The organism is Celeribacter neptunius, from assembly GCF_900113955.1.
Classification (GTDB): Bacteria; Pseudomonadota; Alphaproteobacteria; order Rhodobacterales; family Rhodobacteraceae; genus Celeribacter; species Celeribacter neptunius.
In genome coordinates this window covers 23714-40304 of record NZ_FORH01000006.1, presented here as the reverse complement: position 1 = coordinate 40304, position 16591 = coordinate 23714, and the positions used below count along the sequence as shown (strand labels likewise).

The 16591-nt window shown below is 62.2% G+C and carries 17 protein-coding genes; 14 read left to right on the top strand and 3 right to left on the bottom strand.

Annotated elements, in window-relative coordinates:
• Positions 1–10 precede the first annotated feature (10 nt).
• Together BM151_RS14675 and BM151_RS14670 are read right to left on the bottom strand one after the other, a co-directional pair.
• The gene (locus tag BM151_RS14675) at positions 11–442 is read right to left on the bottom strand and encodes a tripartite tricarboxylate transporter TctB family protein (RefSeq protein ID WP_090061499.1); all 432 of its coding nucleotides are present in this window, start codon (positions 440–442) and stop codon (positions 11–13) included.
• Between the two features lie 110 nt (positions 443–552).
• A complete protein-coding gene (locus BM151_RS14670; protein WP_090061498.1) occupies positions 553–1542 on the bottom strand; it encodes a Bug family tripartite tricarboxylate transporter substrate binding protein in 990 nt (329 codons plus the stop codon).
• Positions 1543–1710: 168 nt separating this feature from the next.
• Here BM151_RS14670 and BM151_RS14665 point away from each other — a divergent pair, with 168 nt between their 5' ends.
• The 3 genes from BM151_RS14665 to BM151_RS14655 are packed head-to-tail and all read left to right on the top strand — an operon-like array spanning position 1711 to position 4887.
• Complete coding sequence (locus BM151_RS14665; protein ID WP_090061497.1) at positions 1711–2397, top strand: response regulator transcription factor; 687 nt, start codon at positions 1711–1713, stop codon at positions 2395–2397.
• Positions 2390–3823, top strand: coding sequence for a sensor histidine kinase (locus BM151_RS14660; RefSeq protein WP_090061496.1), 1434 nt, complete (start codon positions 2390–2392; stop codon positions 3821–3823). The genes BM151_RS14665 and BM151_RS14660 overlap by 8 nt, the downstream gene beginning before the upstream one ends.
• Complete coding sequence (locus tag BM151_RS14655; RefSeq protein WP_245781225.1) at positions 3820–4887, top strand: ABC transporter substrate-binding protein; 1068 nt, start codon at positions 3820–3822, stop codon at positions 4885–4887. The genes BM151_RS14660 and BM151_RS14655 overlap by 4 nt, the downstream gene beginning before the upstream one ends.
• A 154-nt stretch (positions 4888–5041) precedes the next feature.
• Here the strand turns inward: BM151_RS14655 and hpaR are convergent, their stop codons facing one another.
• Positions 5042–5527: a homoprotocatechuate degradation operon regulator HpaR gene (hpaR, locus tag BM151_RS14650; RefSeq protein WP_090061495.1), complete on the bottom strand. Its 486-nt coding sequence runs from the start codon at positions 5525–5527 to the stop codon at positions 5042–5044.
• A 104-nt stretch (positions 5528–5631) separates the two neighbouring features.
• Here hpaR and BM151_RS14645 point away from each other — a divergent pair, with 104 nt between their 5' ends.
• The 11 genes from BM151_RS14645 (at position 5632) to hpaD (BM151_RS14595) (ending at position 16552) form a co-directional block, all read left to right on the top strand.
• Entirely contained in the window at positions 5632–6021 is a 390-nt protein-coding gene (locus BM151_RS14645) for a 5-carboxymethyl-2-hydroxymuconate Delta-isomerase (protein WP_090061494.1), read from the top strand.
• 10 nt (positions 6022–6031) lie between these two features.
• Positions 6032–7543 carry a 5-carboxymethyl-2-hydroxymuconate semialdehyde dehydrogenase gene (hpaE, locus tag BM151_RS14640; protein ID WP_090061493.1) on the top strand — a complete coding sequence of 504 codons (1512 nt, stop codon included), beginning with the start codon at positions 6032–6034 and terminating at the stop codon, positions 7541–7543.
• An 82-nt stretch (positions 7544–7625) separates the two neighbouring features.
• A complete protein-coding gene (hpaD, locus tag BM151_RS14635) occupies positions 7626–8606 on the top strand; it encodes a 3,4-dihydroxyphenylacetate 2,3-dioxygenase (RefSeq protein WP_090061492.1) in 981 nt (326 codons plus the stop codon).
• Between the two features lie 78 nt (positions 8607–8684).
• Entirely contained in the window at positions 8685–10133 is a 1449-nt protein-coding gene (locus BM151_RS14630) for an NAD-dependent succinate-semialdehyde dehydrogenase (RefSeq protein ID WP_090061491.1), read from the top strand.
• A gap of 14 nt (positions 10134–10147) precedes the next feature.
• Entirely contained in the window at positions 10148–11020 is an 873-nt protein-coding gene (locus BM151_RS14625) for a fumarylacetoacetate hydrolase family protein (protein ID WP_090061490.1), read from the top strand.
• On the top strand, positions 11020–11820 hold the full coding sequence (hpaH, locus tag BM151_RS14620; RefSeq protein WP_090061489.1) for a 2-oxo-hept-4-ene-1,7-dioate hydratase: 801 nt from the start codon (positions 11020–11022) through the stop codon (positions 11818–11820). The genes BM151_RS14625 and hpaH overlap by 1 nt, the downstream gene beginning before the upstream one ends.
• An 11-nt stretch (positions 11821–11831) precedes the next feature.
• Positions 11832–12593, top strand: coding sequence for an aldolase/citrate lyase family protein (locus tag BM151_RS14615; protein ID WP_090061488.1), 762 nt, complete (start codon positions 11832–11834; stop codon positions 12591–12593).
• A 151-nt stretch (positions 12594–12744) separates the two neighbouring features.
• The gene (locus tag BM151_RS14610; RefSeq protein ID WP_090061487.1) at positions 12745–13767 is read left to right on the top strand and encodes a TRAP transporter substrate-binding protein; all 1023 of its coding nucleotides are present in this window, start codon (positions 12745–12747) and stop codon (positions 13765–13767) included.
• Positions 13764–14264 (top strand): TRAP transporter small permease, encoded by a 501-nt coding sequence (locus tag BM151_RS14605; RefSeq protein WP_090061486.1) that lies wholly within the window; start codon positions 13764–13766, stop codon positions 14262–14264. Before BM151_RS14610 ends, BM151_RS14605 begins: the two co-directional genes overlap by 4 nt.
• A gap of 1 nt (position 14265) precedes the next feature.
• The gene (locus BM151_RS14600) at positions 14266–15579 is read left to right on the top strand and encodes a TRAP transporter large permease (RefSeq protein ID WP_090061485.1); all 1314 of its coding nucleotides are present in this window, start codon (positions 14266–14268) and stop codon (positions 15577–15579) included.
• 115 nt (positions 15580–15694) lie between these two features.
• The gene (gene hpaD, locus BM151_RS14595) at positions 15695–16552 is read left to right on the top strand and encodes a 3,4-dihydroxyphenylacetate 2,3-dioxygenase (protein ID WP_090061484.1); all 858 of its coding nucleotides are present in this window, start codon (positions 15695–15697) and stop codon (positions 16550–16552) included.
• The last annotated feature ends 39 nt before the right edge of the window (positions 16553–16591 follow it).

Sequence of the window (16591 nt, the reverse complement as noted above, 5' to 3'; positions counted from 1 at the left end):
TCCGGTTCCTTCAGAAACCCAGCGGGCCACGGGCCAGCGAGAGGCCGAGCACGAGGTGGAAAATCACATAGATGCCGACCGAAGTGCCGATCCCGGTGACAACCGAGGTCACAAGCCCCGATCCCAGACGCCAGGTGAGATAGGCGGCGGCAAAGGCGGTGGCGATGACAAAGCCGATCACCGGCAGCAATTCGGCATAGAGCACCATGACCACGGCGGCGGCGAGGATCTCGGCGAGGCGACCAAGGCTCGGCCAATGCGGCGCGGCATCGGGTCTGAGCGCGATGGCGATCGAGCTGAGCCCCAGCACGGCGGCAATGATCAGCGGAAAGGCCTTGGGCCCCACGGCGTCGGAGAGAAAGCTTTCCTCGATCGCCAAAGCCGAAACCGCAAAGCCGATGGCGAGAAGAAGCCCGACAACACCAAAAATGCGATCACTCATGAGGATCTCCTTTTTGAAACGAGAACGGGACGCGACGGCAAGGTCGCGATGAGAGAGGCGCCGCACGCGGGAGGTGCAGCGCCCCGGGGCGTCACCGACGGGCGGGACGCTTATTTGATGATGCCGATATCCTTGGAGATCTGCTGGATCTGCGCCACGGAGTCGGAGACGAAGCTCTGGAAGGCTTCCCCCTGAAGGTCGAGCGGCGCCAGGCCGTTGTTGGCCATCACCTCTTTCCATTCGGGGGTGGCGTAGAGATCGGCGATCTTCTGCACCCAGGCGTCATAGGCCGCGTCGCTCATGTCGCCCGGGGCGTAGAACCCGCGCCAGTTGGCGCCGATCGCGTCGACCCCTTGCTCCTTGGCGGTCGGGAAATCGGCGAACTCGCCGCCGAGACGTTCCGGCGACAGCACGGCCAGAACCCGGATGTCACCGCTGTCGACAAAGCCCTTGGCTTCGGAAATGTCGCCGGTAAAGGCCTGAACGGAGCCTGCGAGAAGCTGGGTCACCGCCTCGCCGCCACCATCGAAAGCGATGTATTTCACGGTGCGCACGTCATCGATACCATAGGCATTGGCGGCGATCAGCACCTTCAGGTGATCCCAGCCACCGACGGCGGAACCGCCCGCGACGGAGACGGTGGTCGGATCGGATTTGATCATGTCGAGCAGTGCCGGCAGATCCTTGATCTCGCTGTCGGCAGCAACCGCGATCACACCATAATCGGCGCCGATCGAGGCGAGCCAGCGCACCTGATCCATGGTGTTGCCCGGGTAGGCGCCCTGGGCCAGACGGGTGGCGGTGGCGGACGAGGCGGCCACGATCAGATCGTTGTCATCGCCGCGTTTGTTGACCACTTCGGCAAAGGCCACGCCACCGCCGCCACCGGCGAGGTTGACGACCTGCATGGTCTTGTCGAGAAGGCCCTGGTCCTGCAGCGATTTGCCGACCTGACGGCAGGTGAAATCCCAGCCGCCGCCGGGGTTCGCCGGGGCGATGCATTCCGGATTTTCCGGGGTGAAGCCCTCGGCAAAGGCGCCCAAGGTGGTGGCGCCCAGAAGCGCGGCGGCGAGGGTGAGGCGGGTTGCCTTGAAGATCATGTGTTTTCTCCTCCACACAGATATCTGTCGGGCTGTCAGGCCGCCCGATGTCCGAAGCTTTCGCACCGCAGGTTTGCGGTCTCCTCGCGAAAGGCTATGAAGGAGGTGTAATCGGCAAAGCTGTCATCAACCTGTCACGGCGGGCGGCGAGGCTCGAAGGGAGAGCGCATGCGCATATTGATTGTCGAAGACGCCGCGGATGTCGCCGAGGCGATTGCCAGCCGGCTGCGCAAATCCGGCATGGCCTGTGACCTCGCCGAAAGCTGCGAAACGGCAGAGGATTTCCTCGCCGTGCAGCGTTACGATGCGCTGGTGCTCGACATCAACCTGCCGGATCGCAACGGCACGGAATTGCTTCAGGACCTGCGCGCCCGTGGCGACCGCAGCCCGGTCTTGATGCTGACCGCGCTGTTTTCCGTCGATGACCGGGTCTCGGCCCTCGATCTCGGCGCGGATGACTATCTGATCAAGCCGTTTGATCATCGCGAACTCGAGGCCCGGCTGCGTGCCCTCGTGCGGCGCGAGGCGGAGCAGAAATCCGATGTTGTCACGCTCGGGCCGTTGCAGTTTTCCCCGGCCGGGCTCTCGGCGACCCTCGATGGCGTGGCGCTCAACCTGACCCGGCGCGAGGCGACTCTTCTGGGCTTGTTGCTGCGCTCTCAGAAGACGCCGTTGAGCAAGAAACGCCTCTATGACGGGCTGTTCGCCTTTGACGATGCCGATGTGGGCTTGAATGCGATCGAGCTCTATATCGCGCGTCTGCGCAAGAAGCTCTCCGCCTCGAGCGTCACCATCGAGACCCAACGCGGCGTCGGTTACCGGATTTTCGATCAGGGACAGACCGACCATGGATAGGTCACTCGGCAGCACGGGCACTGGCCCCGCCCCCACCGAGCGCTCGCTGCTGTCGCGGGTGATGGGCGGGGTGCTGTCGCTTCTGGCGATGGGGGGCATCCTGATCACCATCGCCGCCTTTGCCTATGGCCGGAATGCGGCGCGCCAGTCCTTTGATCGCATCCTGCTCGGCGCCGCCAATGACATCGCGGAAACCATCACCATTCTCGACGGCCAGCCGATCGCGGATATTCCCGTCTCGGCCTTTGGCCTGCTGGCACTGGCCGAAGACGACCGGATTTTCTACGCCATTCAGGGGCCCGGTGGCGAAGTCCTGACCGGCTATGAGAGCGCACCGGCAACCAATGCCCCGCGGAGCACGCTGAGCACACCGGTGTTTTACGACGGGCAATTGCAGGGCGAGCCGGCACGGTTTCTCACCGTCACGCGGCGGTTTTCGGAGCGCGATTTTTCCGGCCCGGTCTATGTCACCGTCGGTCAGACGCTCAGGGCGCGCAATGCCATGGCATTGAACCTGACCAAGGGCGCGGTGGCGGTGACCGGGATCGGCGGCATCGCGCTGTTGCTCGGGGCGTTTCTGGTGATCCGTTCGGCGATGCGACCGCTCGAGATTCTGACCCGGAACCTGTCGGGACGCGATCCTTACGATCTCACCCCGATGTCCGCCGATGGCCCGGCCGAGATCGCGATCATGACCCAGGCCCTCAATCGTTTCATGCAGCGGCTCGACCGTCAGGTGGGCGCGATGAAACACCTGATTTCCGACACGGCACATCAGCTGCGCACACCGGTCGCGGCGATCCGGGCCCAAGCCGAACTGGCCGTGGAGGATGACGAGACGCGGCGGGTTCAACGGCTCGAGCGGCTGATCCGCCGCACCCGCTCGCTCGGCACGTTGCTCGACCAGATGCTGTCCCGCGCCATGGTGATGCATCGCACCGACAATGCGCCGCCCACCGCCATCGATCTGCGCGATGTGGCGCTGCATATTTTCGAGGAGAGCGATCACGAGATCCTCGCCCCCGGCACCGAGGTCCAGCTCGCGATCGGCGATCGGGCGGTGATTGTCCTGGCCGATGAGATCTCGCTCGCCGAGGCGGTCAAGAACATGCTCACCAACGCCTTGCGATACGGCGTTCCGCCGGTGCGCCTCGGCGTGTCGTGCGTTGAGGACGAGGCGCTGATCTGGGTCGAGGACGGTGGCGAGGGGCCGCCTGCGGAGGTGATGACATCGATCGGGCAGAGGTTCGAACGCACGGCCGCCTCGAAAGGCGACAGCGCCGGGCTCGGCCTGTCGATCGTGCAGGCCGTGGCCAAAGCCTTTGACGGGACGGTCGAGATGGGGCGGACCGAGGCCGGGTTTCGGATCGCCCTGCGCCTGCCACGTCAATCTGACCAGAGGCAACCTGACAGGAGGTCCTCATGAGCCGTGGTTTTCGCGTCCTGCGTCAGGCGATGGGGGTCGCCGCTTGCCTCTTCGGCTCTGCCGCTCTGGCACAGGAGACCGCCGCAACATTCTATGCCGGCGAGGCCGCGCCGCACGCCGCGCTGCTGATCCGTTCAACCACGGATCTCGCCATCTTCGCCCCTCTGCTCGACGCCTTTGCGACGGCGAATCCGACGATTGAACTGCAGTACGAACAATGGGGATCAAACGCGCTTTATGCCGACAGCCGCAAAGCCTGCGATGGCCAGGGCGGGTCGGCCGATGTGGTGATTTCCTCGGGGGTGCATCAGATGGTGGATCTGGTCAACCGCGCCTGCGCCTCCCCCTATCGTTCGGAGCTCACCGCACAATTGCCGAGGCAGCGCAGATGGCGCGACGAGCTCTGGGGGATCAGCCGCGAAGCTGCGGTGATCATCTACAACAAGGATCTGGTGCCCGCAGGTGAAGTGCCGCGCACCCGCTTTGCCCTGCTCGACCTGATGCGACGCTCGACGGATCAGTATCTCGGAAAGATCGCCACTTACGATATCGAAACCTCCGGTCTCGGCTTTCTCTTTGCCTTCATGGACAGCCAGCAGGCGACCACATTCGGCGGTCTCATGGAAGCGTTTGCCCGGGCCGGGGCCGTCGCCACCTGCTGCTCGGCCGAGATCATCGCGAGCGTGGAGCAGGGCGAGTATAAAATCGCCTATAATGTCCTGGGCTCTTATGTGAACTCGGGGGTAAAGCAGAACATCGGCGTCATCTTTCCCGAGGATTATACCATGTTTCTGTCGCGCGGGCTGATGATCCCGAAAGGCTCGGAGAACAAGGTCCTGGCCGGGGCCTTTCTGGATTTCCTGCTGTCTGCCGAGGGGCGCGGTCTTCTCACAAGCGTCGATCTGATCCAGGAGAGCGATCGCGATGTGAATGCGCAATCCGACAGCTCTGAGCGCTACATCCCGATCGACCCGACGTTGCTCGTCGCCATGGATCGTCACAGACGCGCGCAATTCATCGCCAAATGGCGCGACAGCTTTGGCGCACAGGGCGGTTCGGAATAGGCCACTCCGGGCCCGGGTTGAATGAGGATTCGCAGCCCCAGACCGGACGGTCGGGTTTTCTGGACATGTCCCAAAGCCTCATAGCTCTACCCGTCTCGCCTCTCAGGGCGGCCGGTCTCCCGCCGCGGGATCAGAAGGTTATGTTGGCGCAATCTCAGTGGGATTCGAGCGCGCTCAGAAGATCCTCGATCTGATCCAGCAACACTTCGATTTTGTCCTGGCCAACCTTGGCCTCGATGTCCGCATATATGGCTGCGCTGGTCGGCGCGAGCTCGTGCAGAAAGGCGCGCCCGGCATTCGTCAGCTCGACCAATGTACGGCGCCCATCCGCTTCGTCCCGGTGGGCCTGAATGAACCCCCGTGCTTCCAGTGTCCGCATGATCCGCGTGAGCGACGGCGCAAGAATACAGGCCTTGTTCGCCAAAAAGCTGGCATCCGTCTCCCCCGCCTCTTCGAGCACGCGCATCACGCGCCATTGCTGTTCCGTGACATCATTCGCCGCGAGCATGGGGCGGAAGCGCTCCATCACAACCTCGCGGGCACGCAAAAGCGCGATGGGAAGCGTCCGGTGCGTTCGCGCCAGCCCGAAGCCATCGTTGCGCGTCTCCGGGGGCGTATCAGGATGCGTTTCTGGCGCCATCAGTTCGGGTTCTCCTTTTTGTCATTTTCCATCGGAGATTGTGGACGGGTTGACAAGCAGAATTACATTTAACATGTTAAGCAACAAGTAAGGGAGAGAGATTCGTGCCGCATCTAGCGATTGAATATTCAGCGGGCCTGGAGGCGCGCGCTGATATGAGAGGCGTTTGTGAAAAGGCCTACGAGGCCATGCTCAAAGCCGGAATATTCCCGAAAGCCGGGATTCGTGTCCGCGCGCACAAGGCAGATGTGGCGATCGTGGGCGACGCGCTGGCGGAAAACGACTTTGCCGCACTGACCCTCTCGGTCGGGGCCGGTCGTTCGACCGAAGCCCTGAAGGCCGCGGGAGACGAGATCTTCGCCGCCGTGCAGGAGGCGCTCAAAGGTCCTCTCTCCACCCCTCATTTCGCCCTCTCGCTCGAGATCCGGGAAATCAACCCGGAGCTGAGCTGGAAAGACACCCCCATTCACGCCCGCCTGTCGGGCAAAAGCTGAAGGAAAGACGATGAGCGCTCTCGAAGAGAACCTGTCCAAAGCCAAGGCCTATATGGCCAAATTCGCCGAAATCGGCGTTCTGAACCACATCGGCGGCGAAAGCGTGCCCGCCAAATCCGGCAAGGTCTTCGAGACCACCTCGCCGGTCGATGGCAAGGTGCTGGCCTCCGTTGCCAAGGGCGATGAAAGCGACATCGATGCGGCTGTTGCGGCTGCGAAAGAGGCTTTCAAAACCTGGTCCAAAATGCCGGGCAAAGAGCGTCGCGCCATCCTGATCAAGGTGGCCGAGGGCATCGAGGCCCGCGCCGAAGAGATCGCCTTCACCGAATGCATGGACACCGGCCAGGCGCTGCGCTTCATGTCCAAGGCCGCCATTCGCGGCGCCGCCAACTTCCGCTTCTTCGCGGATCAGGCCCCGACCGCCGAAGACGGTCTGGCGCTCCGGAACCCGAACCAGATGAACGTGACCTCGCGTCGCCCGATCGGCCCGATCGGTGTGATCACCCCGTGGAACACGCCGTTCATGCTGTCGACCTGGAAAATCGCGCCGGCGCTGGCCGCCGGCTGCACCGTCGTGCACAAGCCCGCCGAATTCTCGCCGATGACCGCGAAACTGCTGGTTGAGATTGCCGAAGAGGCCGGTCTGCCGAAAGGTGTTCTGAACCTCGTCAACGGCTTTGGCGAAGACGCTGGCAAGGCCCTGACCGAGCACAAGGACATCAAGGCGATTGCATTCGTGGGCGAAAGCCGCACCGGCTCGCTGATCATGAAACAGGGTGCCGACACGCTGAAGCGCTTCCACCTTGAGCTCGGCGGCAAGAACCCGGTCATCGTGTTCGACGACGCCGACATGGAACGCGCGGTCGATGCCGCCGCCTTCATGATCTATTCCTTGAATGGTGAGCGCTGCACCTCGTCCTCGCGCGTCCTCGTGCAGGACAGCATCTACGAAGAATTCACCGCCAAGCTCGCCGATGTTGCCAGCCGCATCAAGGTCGGTCACCCGCTCGACCCGGAAACCGTGGTCGGCCCGCTGATCCACCCGGAACACGAGACCAAGGTTCTGTCGTACTTCGACAAGGCAAAAGCTTCGGGCGCGACCATCGCCGCAGGCGGCGAAAAGGTGGGCGAAGAGGGCTGTTTCGTGCGCCCGACGCTCTTCACCAACGCGTCCAATGACATGGACATCGCGCAGGAAGAGATCTTTGGCCCGGTGCTCACCGCCATCCCGTTCAAGGATGACGAAGAGGCGCTGAAACTCGCCAATGACGTTGAATACGGTCTGGCCGCCTATCTGTGGACCAACGACCTGAACCGCGCCATGTACATGACCGACAATCTCGAGGCCGGCATGATGTGGGTGAACTCGGAAAACGTCCGTCACCTGCCTTCGCCGTTTGGTGGTGTCAAAGCCTCCGGCATCGGCCGCGACGGCGGTGACTGGTCGTTCGATTTCTACATGGAGACCGTCAACGTCTCCTTCCCGCGTCAGTATCACAAAGTGCCGAAACTCGGCGGCTGACGCGCTTCATGATCTTCGGAGAGGTGGCGTAGATCACCTCTCCCACAAACGACAATCGCACAAGAAGAAGAGAGTAAGAGACATGCCCATCCCGGCCCCAAATCTCTATCCCCCGTTCAACATCATCCGCCTGAGCCACGTTGTGTTCGGTGTGAAAGACGTTGCCGCCTCCCGCAAATTCTACGTCGACATCCTCGGCCTTCAGGTCACCGATGAAGACGCCGACACCGTTTACATGCGCGCGCTCGAAGAGCGTGGTCACCACTGCATGGTGCTGCAGAAATCCGACGTCAGCGAAGTGAAATCCCTGTCCTTCAAGGTCTTCGCCGAAGAAGAGTTGGACAAGGCCGAAGCCTGGTTCACATCCAAAGGCCACGCGACCGAGTGGGTCGAGCGTCCCTATCAGGGCCGCACGCTGGCCACCGTCGACAATTACGGCATGCCGATCGAGTTCTATTTCCAGATGGACCGCCTGTCGCCGATCCACCAGAAATACGAGCTCTACCACGGCGTCAAACCGCTGCGGATCGACCATTTCAACTGCTACTCGCCGTCGGTGGACGAAAGCGTTGCCTTCTATAACGAGATCGGCTTCCGCGTCACCGAGTACACCGAGGACGAAGAGAGCGGCAAGCTCTGGGCCGCCTGGACCCACCGCAAGGGCGGCGTGCATGACATTGCCTTCACCAACGGTCTGGGCCCGCGCCTGCACCACACGGCTTTCTGGGTGCCGACACCTTTGAACATCATCGATCTGTGCGACCTGATGGCCACCACCGGTTACGTGACCAACATCGAGCGCGGTCCGGGCCGTCACGGCATTTCCAACGCCTTCTTCCTCTACATCCTGGACCCCGATGGGCACCGGATCGAGATCTATTGCTCCGACTACCAGACGGTCGACCCGGATCTCGAGGCGATCAAATGGGATCTGAAAGACCCGCAGCGCCAGACGCTCTGGGGCGCACCCGCGCCGCGCAGCTGGTTCGAGCACGGTTCCACCTTCAAAGGCATCGCGCCGCAGGAAAGCACGCTCGCGGCCTCCCCGATCATCGCGCCGTAAGGCGACATCACACCTCCGGGACAGGCGCGACCATGTGCCTGTCCCCCACATACAAGACCTGTTTTCGAGGACATCCCCATGCTCAAAGACCCGACACTGATGAAAGAGGCCGCCCTTGTCGGCGCCGAGTGGATCGCCGCTGGCGACGACGGGATCAATGTGACCAATCCGGCCACGGGCGAGGTGATCGGTCGCGTGCCGCGCTTGGGCGCGAAAGAGACCGAAGCCGCCATTGCCGCTGCTGAGGCTGCACAAAAAGACTGGGCTGCCAAAACCGCGAAAGAGCGCGCCACCGTGCTGCGCCGCTGGTATGATCTGATGGTGGAAAACGCCGACGATCTGGCAGAAATCCTGACCCTCGAACAGGGCAAGCCTTTGGCAGAGGCCAAGGGCGAAATTCTCTACGGCGCCTCCTTCATCGAATGGTTCGCCGAAGAAGCCCGCCGCGTTTACGGCGACGTCATTCCAGGCCACGCCGCCGACAAGCGCATCGTGGTCATCAAGCAACCCATCGGTGTTGTCGCCGCGATCACACCGTGGAACTTCCCCAATGCGATGATCACCCGCAAGGCGGGCCCGGCACTGGCCGCAGGCTGTTCCATCGTGTTGAAACCTGCCGGGCAAACGCCGTTTTCGGCCATCGCGCTGGCGGTTCTGGCCGAACGTGCGGGCCTGCCCTCTGGTCTCTTCTCTGTGCTCACCGGCTCCGCGCGGGAAATTGGCGGCGTGATGACCAGCTCGGATGTGGTGCGCAAACTGACCTTCACCGGCTCGACCGAGGTTGGCGTGGAACTGATGCGCCAATGTGCGCCGACCGTCAAAAAGCTCGCGCTCGAACTGGGCGGCAACGCGCCCTTCATCGTGTTCGACGACGCCGATCTCGACGCGGCGGTCGAAGGCGCGATCATCTCCAAATTCCGCAACAACGGCCAGACCTGCGTCTGCGCCAACCGCATCTACGTGCAATCCGGTGTCTATGACGCCTTCGCCGAGAAACTCGGCAAGCGCCTGTCGACGCTGAAAGTCGGCGACGGCATGGACGCGGACACCGTGTTCGGCCCGCTCATTGACGACAATGCCGTCGCCAAGGTGCAGGAACATATCGCCGACGCCACCGGCAAAGGCGCCACCGTCATCCAAGGCGGCAAGCCGCACGCGCTGGGGGGGCTGTTCTTCGAGCCGACCGTGATCAAGGGCGTGACCCAGGACATGGCCGTGGCATCTGAGGAAACCTTTGGCCCCGTCGCCCCCCTGTTCAAATTCGACACGGACGCCGATGTCGTGGCGATGTCCAACGACACTGAATTCGGCCTCGCCTCCTATTTCTACACCCGCGATCTCGCACGCGCGTGGAAGGTCGGCGAACAGCTCGAATACGGCATGGTCGGCATCAACACCGGTCTCATCTCTACCGCCGAAGCCCCCTTTGGCGGGATCAAGTCCTCGGGTCTGGGCCGCGAAGGCTCCAAATACGGCATCGAGGAATTCGTTGAAATCAAATATCTCTGCTTCGGCGGGATCGTCTGAGAAAGGCACGCCCTATGAAACCCATTCCAGCCCGCATTGCCGCCTTTCACGCCAATGGTGCCGACCGTTACGGCGTGGTCACTGACGCCGGCATCATCGACATGACGCCCGAATACGGCAGCCGTTTCGCCACGCTGCAAGAGGTGGTCGAGGCCGGTGCGCTCGAAGAGGTGCTCAAATCCTCCGAAGGCCGCGCGCCGACCTACCGCGAAGAGGATGTCACCTACCTCATCCCGATCGCACGCCCTGAAAAGCTGATCTGTATCGGCGTGAACTTCCCGGACCGTAACGCGGAATACAAAGACGGTCAGTCGCAGCCGACGAAACCTTCGATGTTCATCCGCTTCCCGCGCTCGTTTACCGGCCATGACGGCAATCTCGTGCGCCCGCCGGAAAGCGATCAGCTCGACTACGAGGGCGAGGTCACCATCGTCATCGGCAAAAGCGGTCGCCGCATCGCGAAGGAAGATGCCTATGATCACATCGCCGCGCTGACGCTGTGTAACGAAGGCACGATCCGCGATTGGGTCCGCCACGCGAAATTCAACGTGACCCAAGGCAAGAACTGGGACAGCACCGGTTCCATCGGCCCGTGGCTCGTCCCCTTCCGCAACGCCTCCCAGCTCGACGATATCGAGCTGACCACCCGCGTGAACGGTGAAGTGCGCCAGCAGGACCGGACCTCGAACATGATGTTCGATTTCCGCTTCATCGTGAACTATGTCTCCACGTTCTGCACGCTGGTGCCGGGTGACGTCATCGTCTGCGGCACGCCGACGGGTGCCGGTGCGCGCTTCGATCCGCCGATCTGGCTCAAGCCGGGCGACGTGGTCGAGGTCGAGGCCGAGGGCATCGGCATGCTGCGCAACGGTGTGGAGGACGAGTGATGCTCGCCCAATCCGACATCGATGCGGCCGCCGCCGCGCTCCTCACTGCCGAAGAGACGCGCCAACAGATCGGGCTGTTGTCGCTCAAACATCCAGATATCACGCTGGATGACGCCTATGAGATCCAATCTGCGCAAATGGCGCAGAAACTGGCGCAGGGCCGCGAGATCATCGGTTGGAAGATCGGCCTGACCTCGAAGGTCATGCAGGACGCTCTGGGGATCACGACGCCGGACAGCGGCGTGATCTATGACGACATGGATTTTGCGGATGGCTGCACCGTGCCCGCCGACCGTTTCATCCAGCCGCGCATCGAGGCCGAGATCGCTTTCGTGATGAAATCCCCGCTCGAGGGCAAGGTCACGCGGGAGGATGTCTTGGCGGCGACGGATTTCGTCGCCCCCGCGATTGAGATCCTCGACACCCGCATCCTGCGCGCCGACCCTCAGACCGGCAAAACCCGCGTCATCTTTGACACCGTGTCCGACAATGCCGCCAACGGGGGCATCGTCTTGGGGCCACAACGCCACGCGCCCGAGGCGTTCGATCTGCGCTGGGTCGGGGCGATCCTCAGCAAGAATGACGAGGTCGTTTCGACCGGTCTTGGCGCCGCCGTGTTGAACGATCCGGTGATGGGCATCGTCTGGCTGTCCGAGCGCATGAGCCAATACGGCCAGCGCATCGAGGTGGGCCAGGTTGTGCTCGCGGGCTCCTTCATCGCGCCGATCGAATGCCCCTCGGGCACCAGGATCGAGGCCGATTACGGTCCTTTCGGCACCGTCTCCGTCAATTTCGAATAAGGGAGGACCAGATGCCTGCTTCAAAAAACACCTTCAAAGCCCGCCTCAAGGCGGGTGACGTTCAGATCGGCCTCTGGCTGGGCTTGGGCGATCCGTCAGCCGCCGAACTGGCCGCTGGGATCGGCTTTGACTGGCTCTTGATCGACGGCGAACACGGACCCAATGGGCTGCGCGATGTGCTCGCCCAATTGCGTGGCGCCGGCGACAAAAGCCAGGTGATCGTGCGCACCCGCGACGACAACCGCGCCGAGATCAAACAGATGCTCGACATCGGCACGCAAACCCTGCTGGTGCCGATGATCGAGAGCGGCGATCAGGCCGCCGAGGTCGTGCGCTCGATGAAATACCCGCCCCTTGGTGTGCGGGGTGTCGGCGCGGCGCTGGCGCGTGCCTCCGAGTACAACGGCATCCCCGATTATCTTCAGACCGCCAATGACGAGGTCTGCGTCCTCGTTCAGGTCGAAAGCATGGCGGGTGTCGCGGCGCTCGATGCGATTCTCGCGATCGAGGGCGTCGATGGCGTCTTTGTCGGCCCTGCCGATCTGGCCGCCGACATGGGTTATCTCGGCAGGCCCGGCGCGCCTGAAGTGCAGGAGGTCGTGGTCGACACGCTCAAGCGCATCAAGGCAGCGGGCAAGGCGGCAGGTATTCTGACGTCGGATCAGAAACTTGCGCAGTCCTATCGTGAGTTGGGCGTGGAATTCCTCGCCGTCGGCTCTGATGTCGGCGTGCTGCGGGCCGGGTTGACGGGGCTGAAAGCCAAGTTTTCCTGACGCCAATGTGATCGGTGCCGGGCGGCAATGCTTGCCCGCACCTAAATTAACATGTTAACTTAATTGTGGATGAGGTGCGTGTCTTCTGGCTTCGGAGGAGGAGACACATACATGAGCGCCAAGTCCCTCATCTCAAACTGGGAGGATCAGTATGAACATTACCAAACGCGCCTTTATGACCGGAACGGCGCTTGCCGCCGCGCTGAGCGCCATGCCCGCTTTCGCGGAAACCGAGCTTGTGCTCTCCAGCTGGCTGCCGCCGCGCCATCCGCTGGTCGTCGGCGCGATCAAGCCCTGGGCCGCGCAGGTCGAAGAGGTGACCGAGGGCCGCGTCACCATCCGCGTGCTGGCCAAGCCGCTGGGTGCGCCGCCCGCGCATTTTGACATGGCCCGCGACGGTGTGGCCGACATCACCTACGGTCTGCACAGCTTCACCAGCGACGACCGTTTTCTGCGCTCCCGCGTGGGTCAGTTCTCTTTCCTGGGCGATGACGCGGTGACCACCTCGACGAATTTCTGGAACGTCTACACCCAGGAGCTTGACGCCGCGGGCGAACACGAAGGCACCCATGTGCTGGGCCTCTTCACCCACGGTCCGGGCGTTCTCTTGTCCAAGGATCGCAATTTCGCCGCCCCCGACGATTTCGGCGGCTTCAAGGTCCGCACCCCGGGCGGCTACCCGGCCGATCTGATGAACGGCCTTGGCGCCACCACCCTCTTCATGTCCTCCGGCGAAGTCTATGAAAAGCTAACCCGCGGTGTGATCGACGGGCTTTGCATGGCGATGGACTCCGTGCGCGCCTTCAAACTCGACAAACACATCACCGATGTGATGACCGTCCCCGGCGGGCTCTACAACACGTCGTGGTTCCTCGTGATGAACGAAGGCAAATGGGACAGCATTTCCGCCGAAGACCAGGAGGCGATCATGTCCGTCTCCGGGGCCGCCTTTTCCGAACTGGCAGGCAAGGCCTGGGACGATGCGGATGCGACCGGCTATGACGCCACCGGCAAGGCGGGCATCAAGGTCTACCCGGCTGATGACGCCGTTCTGGCCCAGATCGAAGCCATTGCCACCCCGCTCGAAGACGCCTGGGTCGAAGCGGTTACCGCACAAGGTTTTGAAGGTGCCGCAGCGCTGGCCGCCATGCAGACCGCAAAGCCTGCACAATGAGCTCCCTCGACAATCTCAACTCGAAGCCCCTCAGGGGGCTTCGTTTCTTCGTGGAACGCGTCTTGCCCGCTTTCGCTGCGGCCCTCATCCTGATGATGGTGGCGGTGACGGTCGTGGATGTGATCGGACGCTATGTCTTTGACCGCCCCCTGCCCGGCGCGTTCGAATTGACGCAAATCCTTCTCGCCGATCTGGTGCTGACCGCGCTGCCCCTGACCACGCTCAAAGGCGCGCATGTCGAGGTGGATCTGTTGAGCCAGGTCTGGTCCAACAACACCCAGCGCCTCGCCGGGCGCTTTGGCGGCACGATGATGGCCGTGGTGTTTTTCATCCTCAGCTGGACCGTCGCCTCACATGGGCTGGGCCTGATGGAGGAAGGCGCGCGGACCAACGATCTCGCCCTGCCGGTCTGGCCCGTGGCGGCGCTGGCGGCGCTGACCTATCTGCTCAGCGGCATGGTCGCGCTCATTCCCGAACATCTGCGTCAGGAGGTCTGACATGCTGGAACCGTTGATCGCCACCATCATCTTGCTGGGGCTCGCGGTGTTCCGCGTGCCGATCGCCATCGCCATGATCGTGGTTGGCACCGTCGGCTTCGCCCTGTTGCGGGGCGTGCCCGTGGCCTTGACCATGCTGTCGACCACCGCGTTCGACACGGTGTTTTCCTACTCTCTGTCGGTGATCCCGCTGTTCATTTTCATGGGCAACCTTCTGGCACATTCGGGTGTTGCCTCGGGTCTGTTTTCCGCCACCCAGCGCCTCGTGCGGCATCTGCCCGGTGGCCTTGCCATGGCCGCCGTGCTGTCCTGTGGTGGGTTTTCCGCGGTGTCCGGCTCCTCGCTCGCCACGGCTGCGACCATGTCCAAGGTCGCCATGCCCTCGTTGCGCCGGTTCGGCTATTCCGACAGCCTCTCCGCCGGCGCCATCGCGGCGGGCGGCACGCTTGGCATTCTCATTCCGCCCTCGGTGATCCTGATCATCTACGGCATCCTGACCGAGAGCGATATCGGGCTGCTGTTCCTCGCGGGCGTCATCCCCGGTCTTCTGGGCCTCTTGGGCTATGTTCTGGCCGTCTGGGCCGCCGTTCTGGTCAATCCGAAACTGGCGCCGAAGGACTACGATCTGGACGACCACCCGGTCGAGGGTCTCTACGGGGTGATCCTCTCGGTTGCGCTTTTCGCCTTTATCATGATCGGCATCTATGGCGGGTTCTTCACCCCCATCGAAGCCGCAGGCATGGGCGCGGGCATGGCGCTTTTGATGGTGATCGTGACCGGTCACGCCAAATTCGCCGAGGTCTGGCAATCGCTGATGGAAACCGCGATCAGCACTGCGATGATCTTTCTCGTGATCATCGGCGCGGAAGTGTTTTCCAACTACATCAACCTCGCCGGTCTGCCGGATGAACTGGCCTCGTTCGTCGAAGGGCTCGACGTCAATGCCTGGGTCGTCATGGCGATGATCATCGTGATCTACCTGATCCTCGGCACCGTTTTGGAAAGCCTGTCGATGATCCTCTTGACCGTGCCGATTTTCTATCCGCTGATGTATCAGCTCGATTTCGGTCTCGACCTTTTGTACGATCCGGAATACGCGCTGATCTGGTTCGGCATCGTGGTGGTCGTGGTGACCGAGATTTCCCTGATCACCCCGCCGGTGGGCATGAATGTCTTCGTGCTCAAGGCGACCATGCCGGATCTTTCGCTCAAGACGATCTTCAAAGGCATCCTGCCCTTCTGGATCGCCGACATCCTGCGCCTGTTGATCCTGATTGCCTTCCCGGCAATCTCGCTCTGGCTGGTCGCCGGTTGACGACAACAAAACGGCTTTCCCTCCCGAAAAACATGTCCCACTTGATGTGGATCAAGGATTTCGGGAGGGGCACCACGCATATATTTAACATGTTCAATAATATTGGGAGGATACCATGGGTGAAATCGTAATGGCCGCCAAGGTCACGCATGTTCCGACAATGGTCATGTCCGAGCTGGACGGTCCGCTGAAAGGTGTGCGCCAATCCGCCATCGACGGTCATCGCGAATTGGGCCGTCGCGCCCGCGAAGCCGGCGCCGACACATTCGTCGTGCTCGACACGCATTGGCTCGTCAACGCGGCCTACCACATCAATGCCAACCATCATTTCGAAGGCATGTTCACCTCGCATGAGTTCCCGCAATTCATCAAGGACATGCCCTACGCCTATGATGGCAACGCGGCTCTGGGTGATCTGATCGCCGAAACCGCGCGCGCCAATGATGTCTACACGCTGAGCCATCAGGTCGACAGCCTCGATCTCGAATACGGCACCCTCGTGCCGATGCGCTACATGAACATGGACCACGACGAATCTCTGAAAGTCGTCTCGGTCGCCGCCATGTGCACCGTGCACTCGCTCGCCCAATCCCGCCGCTTGGGCGCCTCGATTGCCGAAGCGATCAGGAAATCCGACAGCAAGGTCGCACTCATCGCCTCCGGCTCGCTCAGCCACCAGATCTGGCCGAACGACATCTATGCGGAAAACAACGGCACCTTCACCATCTCGTCGAAATTCAACGAAGTGGTCGACCGCCGCGTGCTCGAACTCTGGCAGAACGGTGAGCACGAGCTGTTCCTCGAAATGCTGCCGGACTACGCCAAATATTGCGATGGCGAAGGCGACATGCATGACACGATCATGCTCTACGGCGCGCTTGGCTGGGATCAGTACAAGGGCAAGGCCGAGGTCATCACCGAGTATTTCCCCTCCTCGGGCACCGGTCAGACCAACGTCTTCTTCCCGCTCTGATCCGAGACCACAGAACCAAAAGCGCCCCGGTTTTCCGGG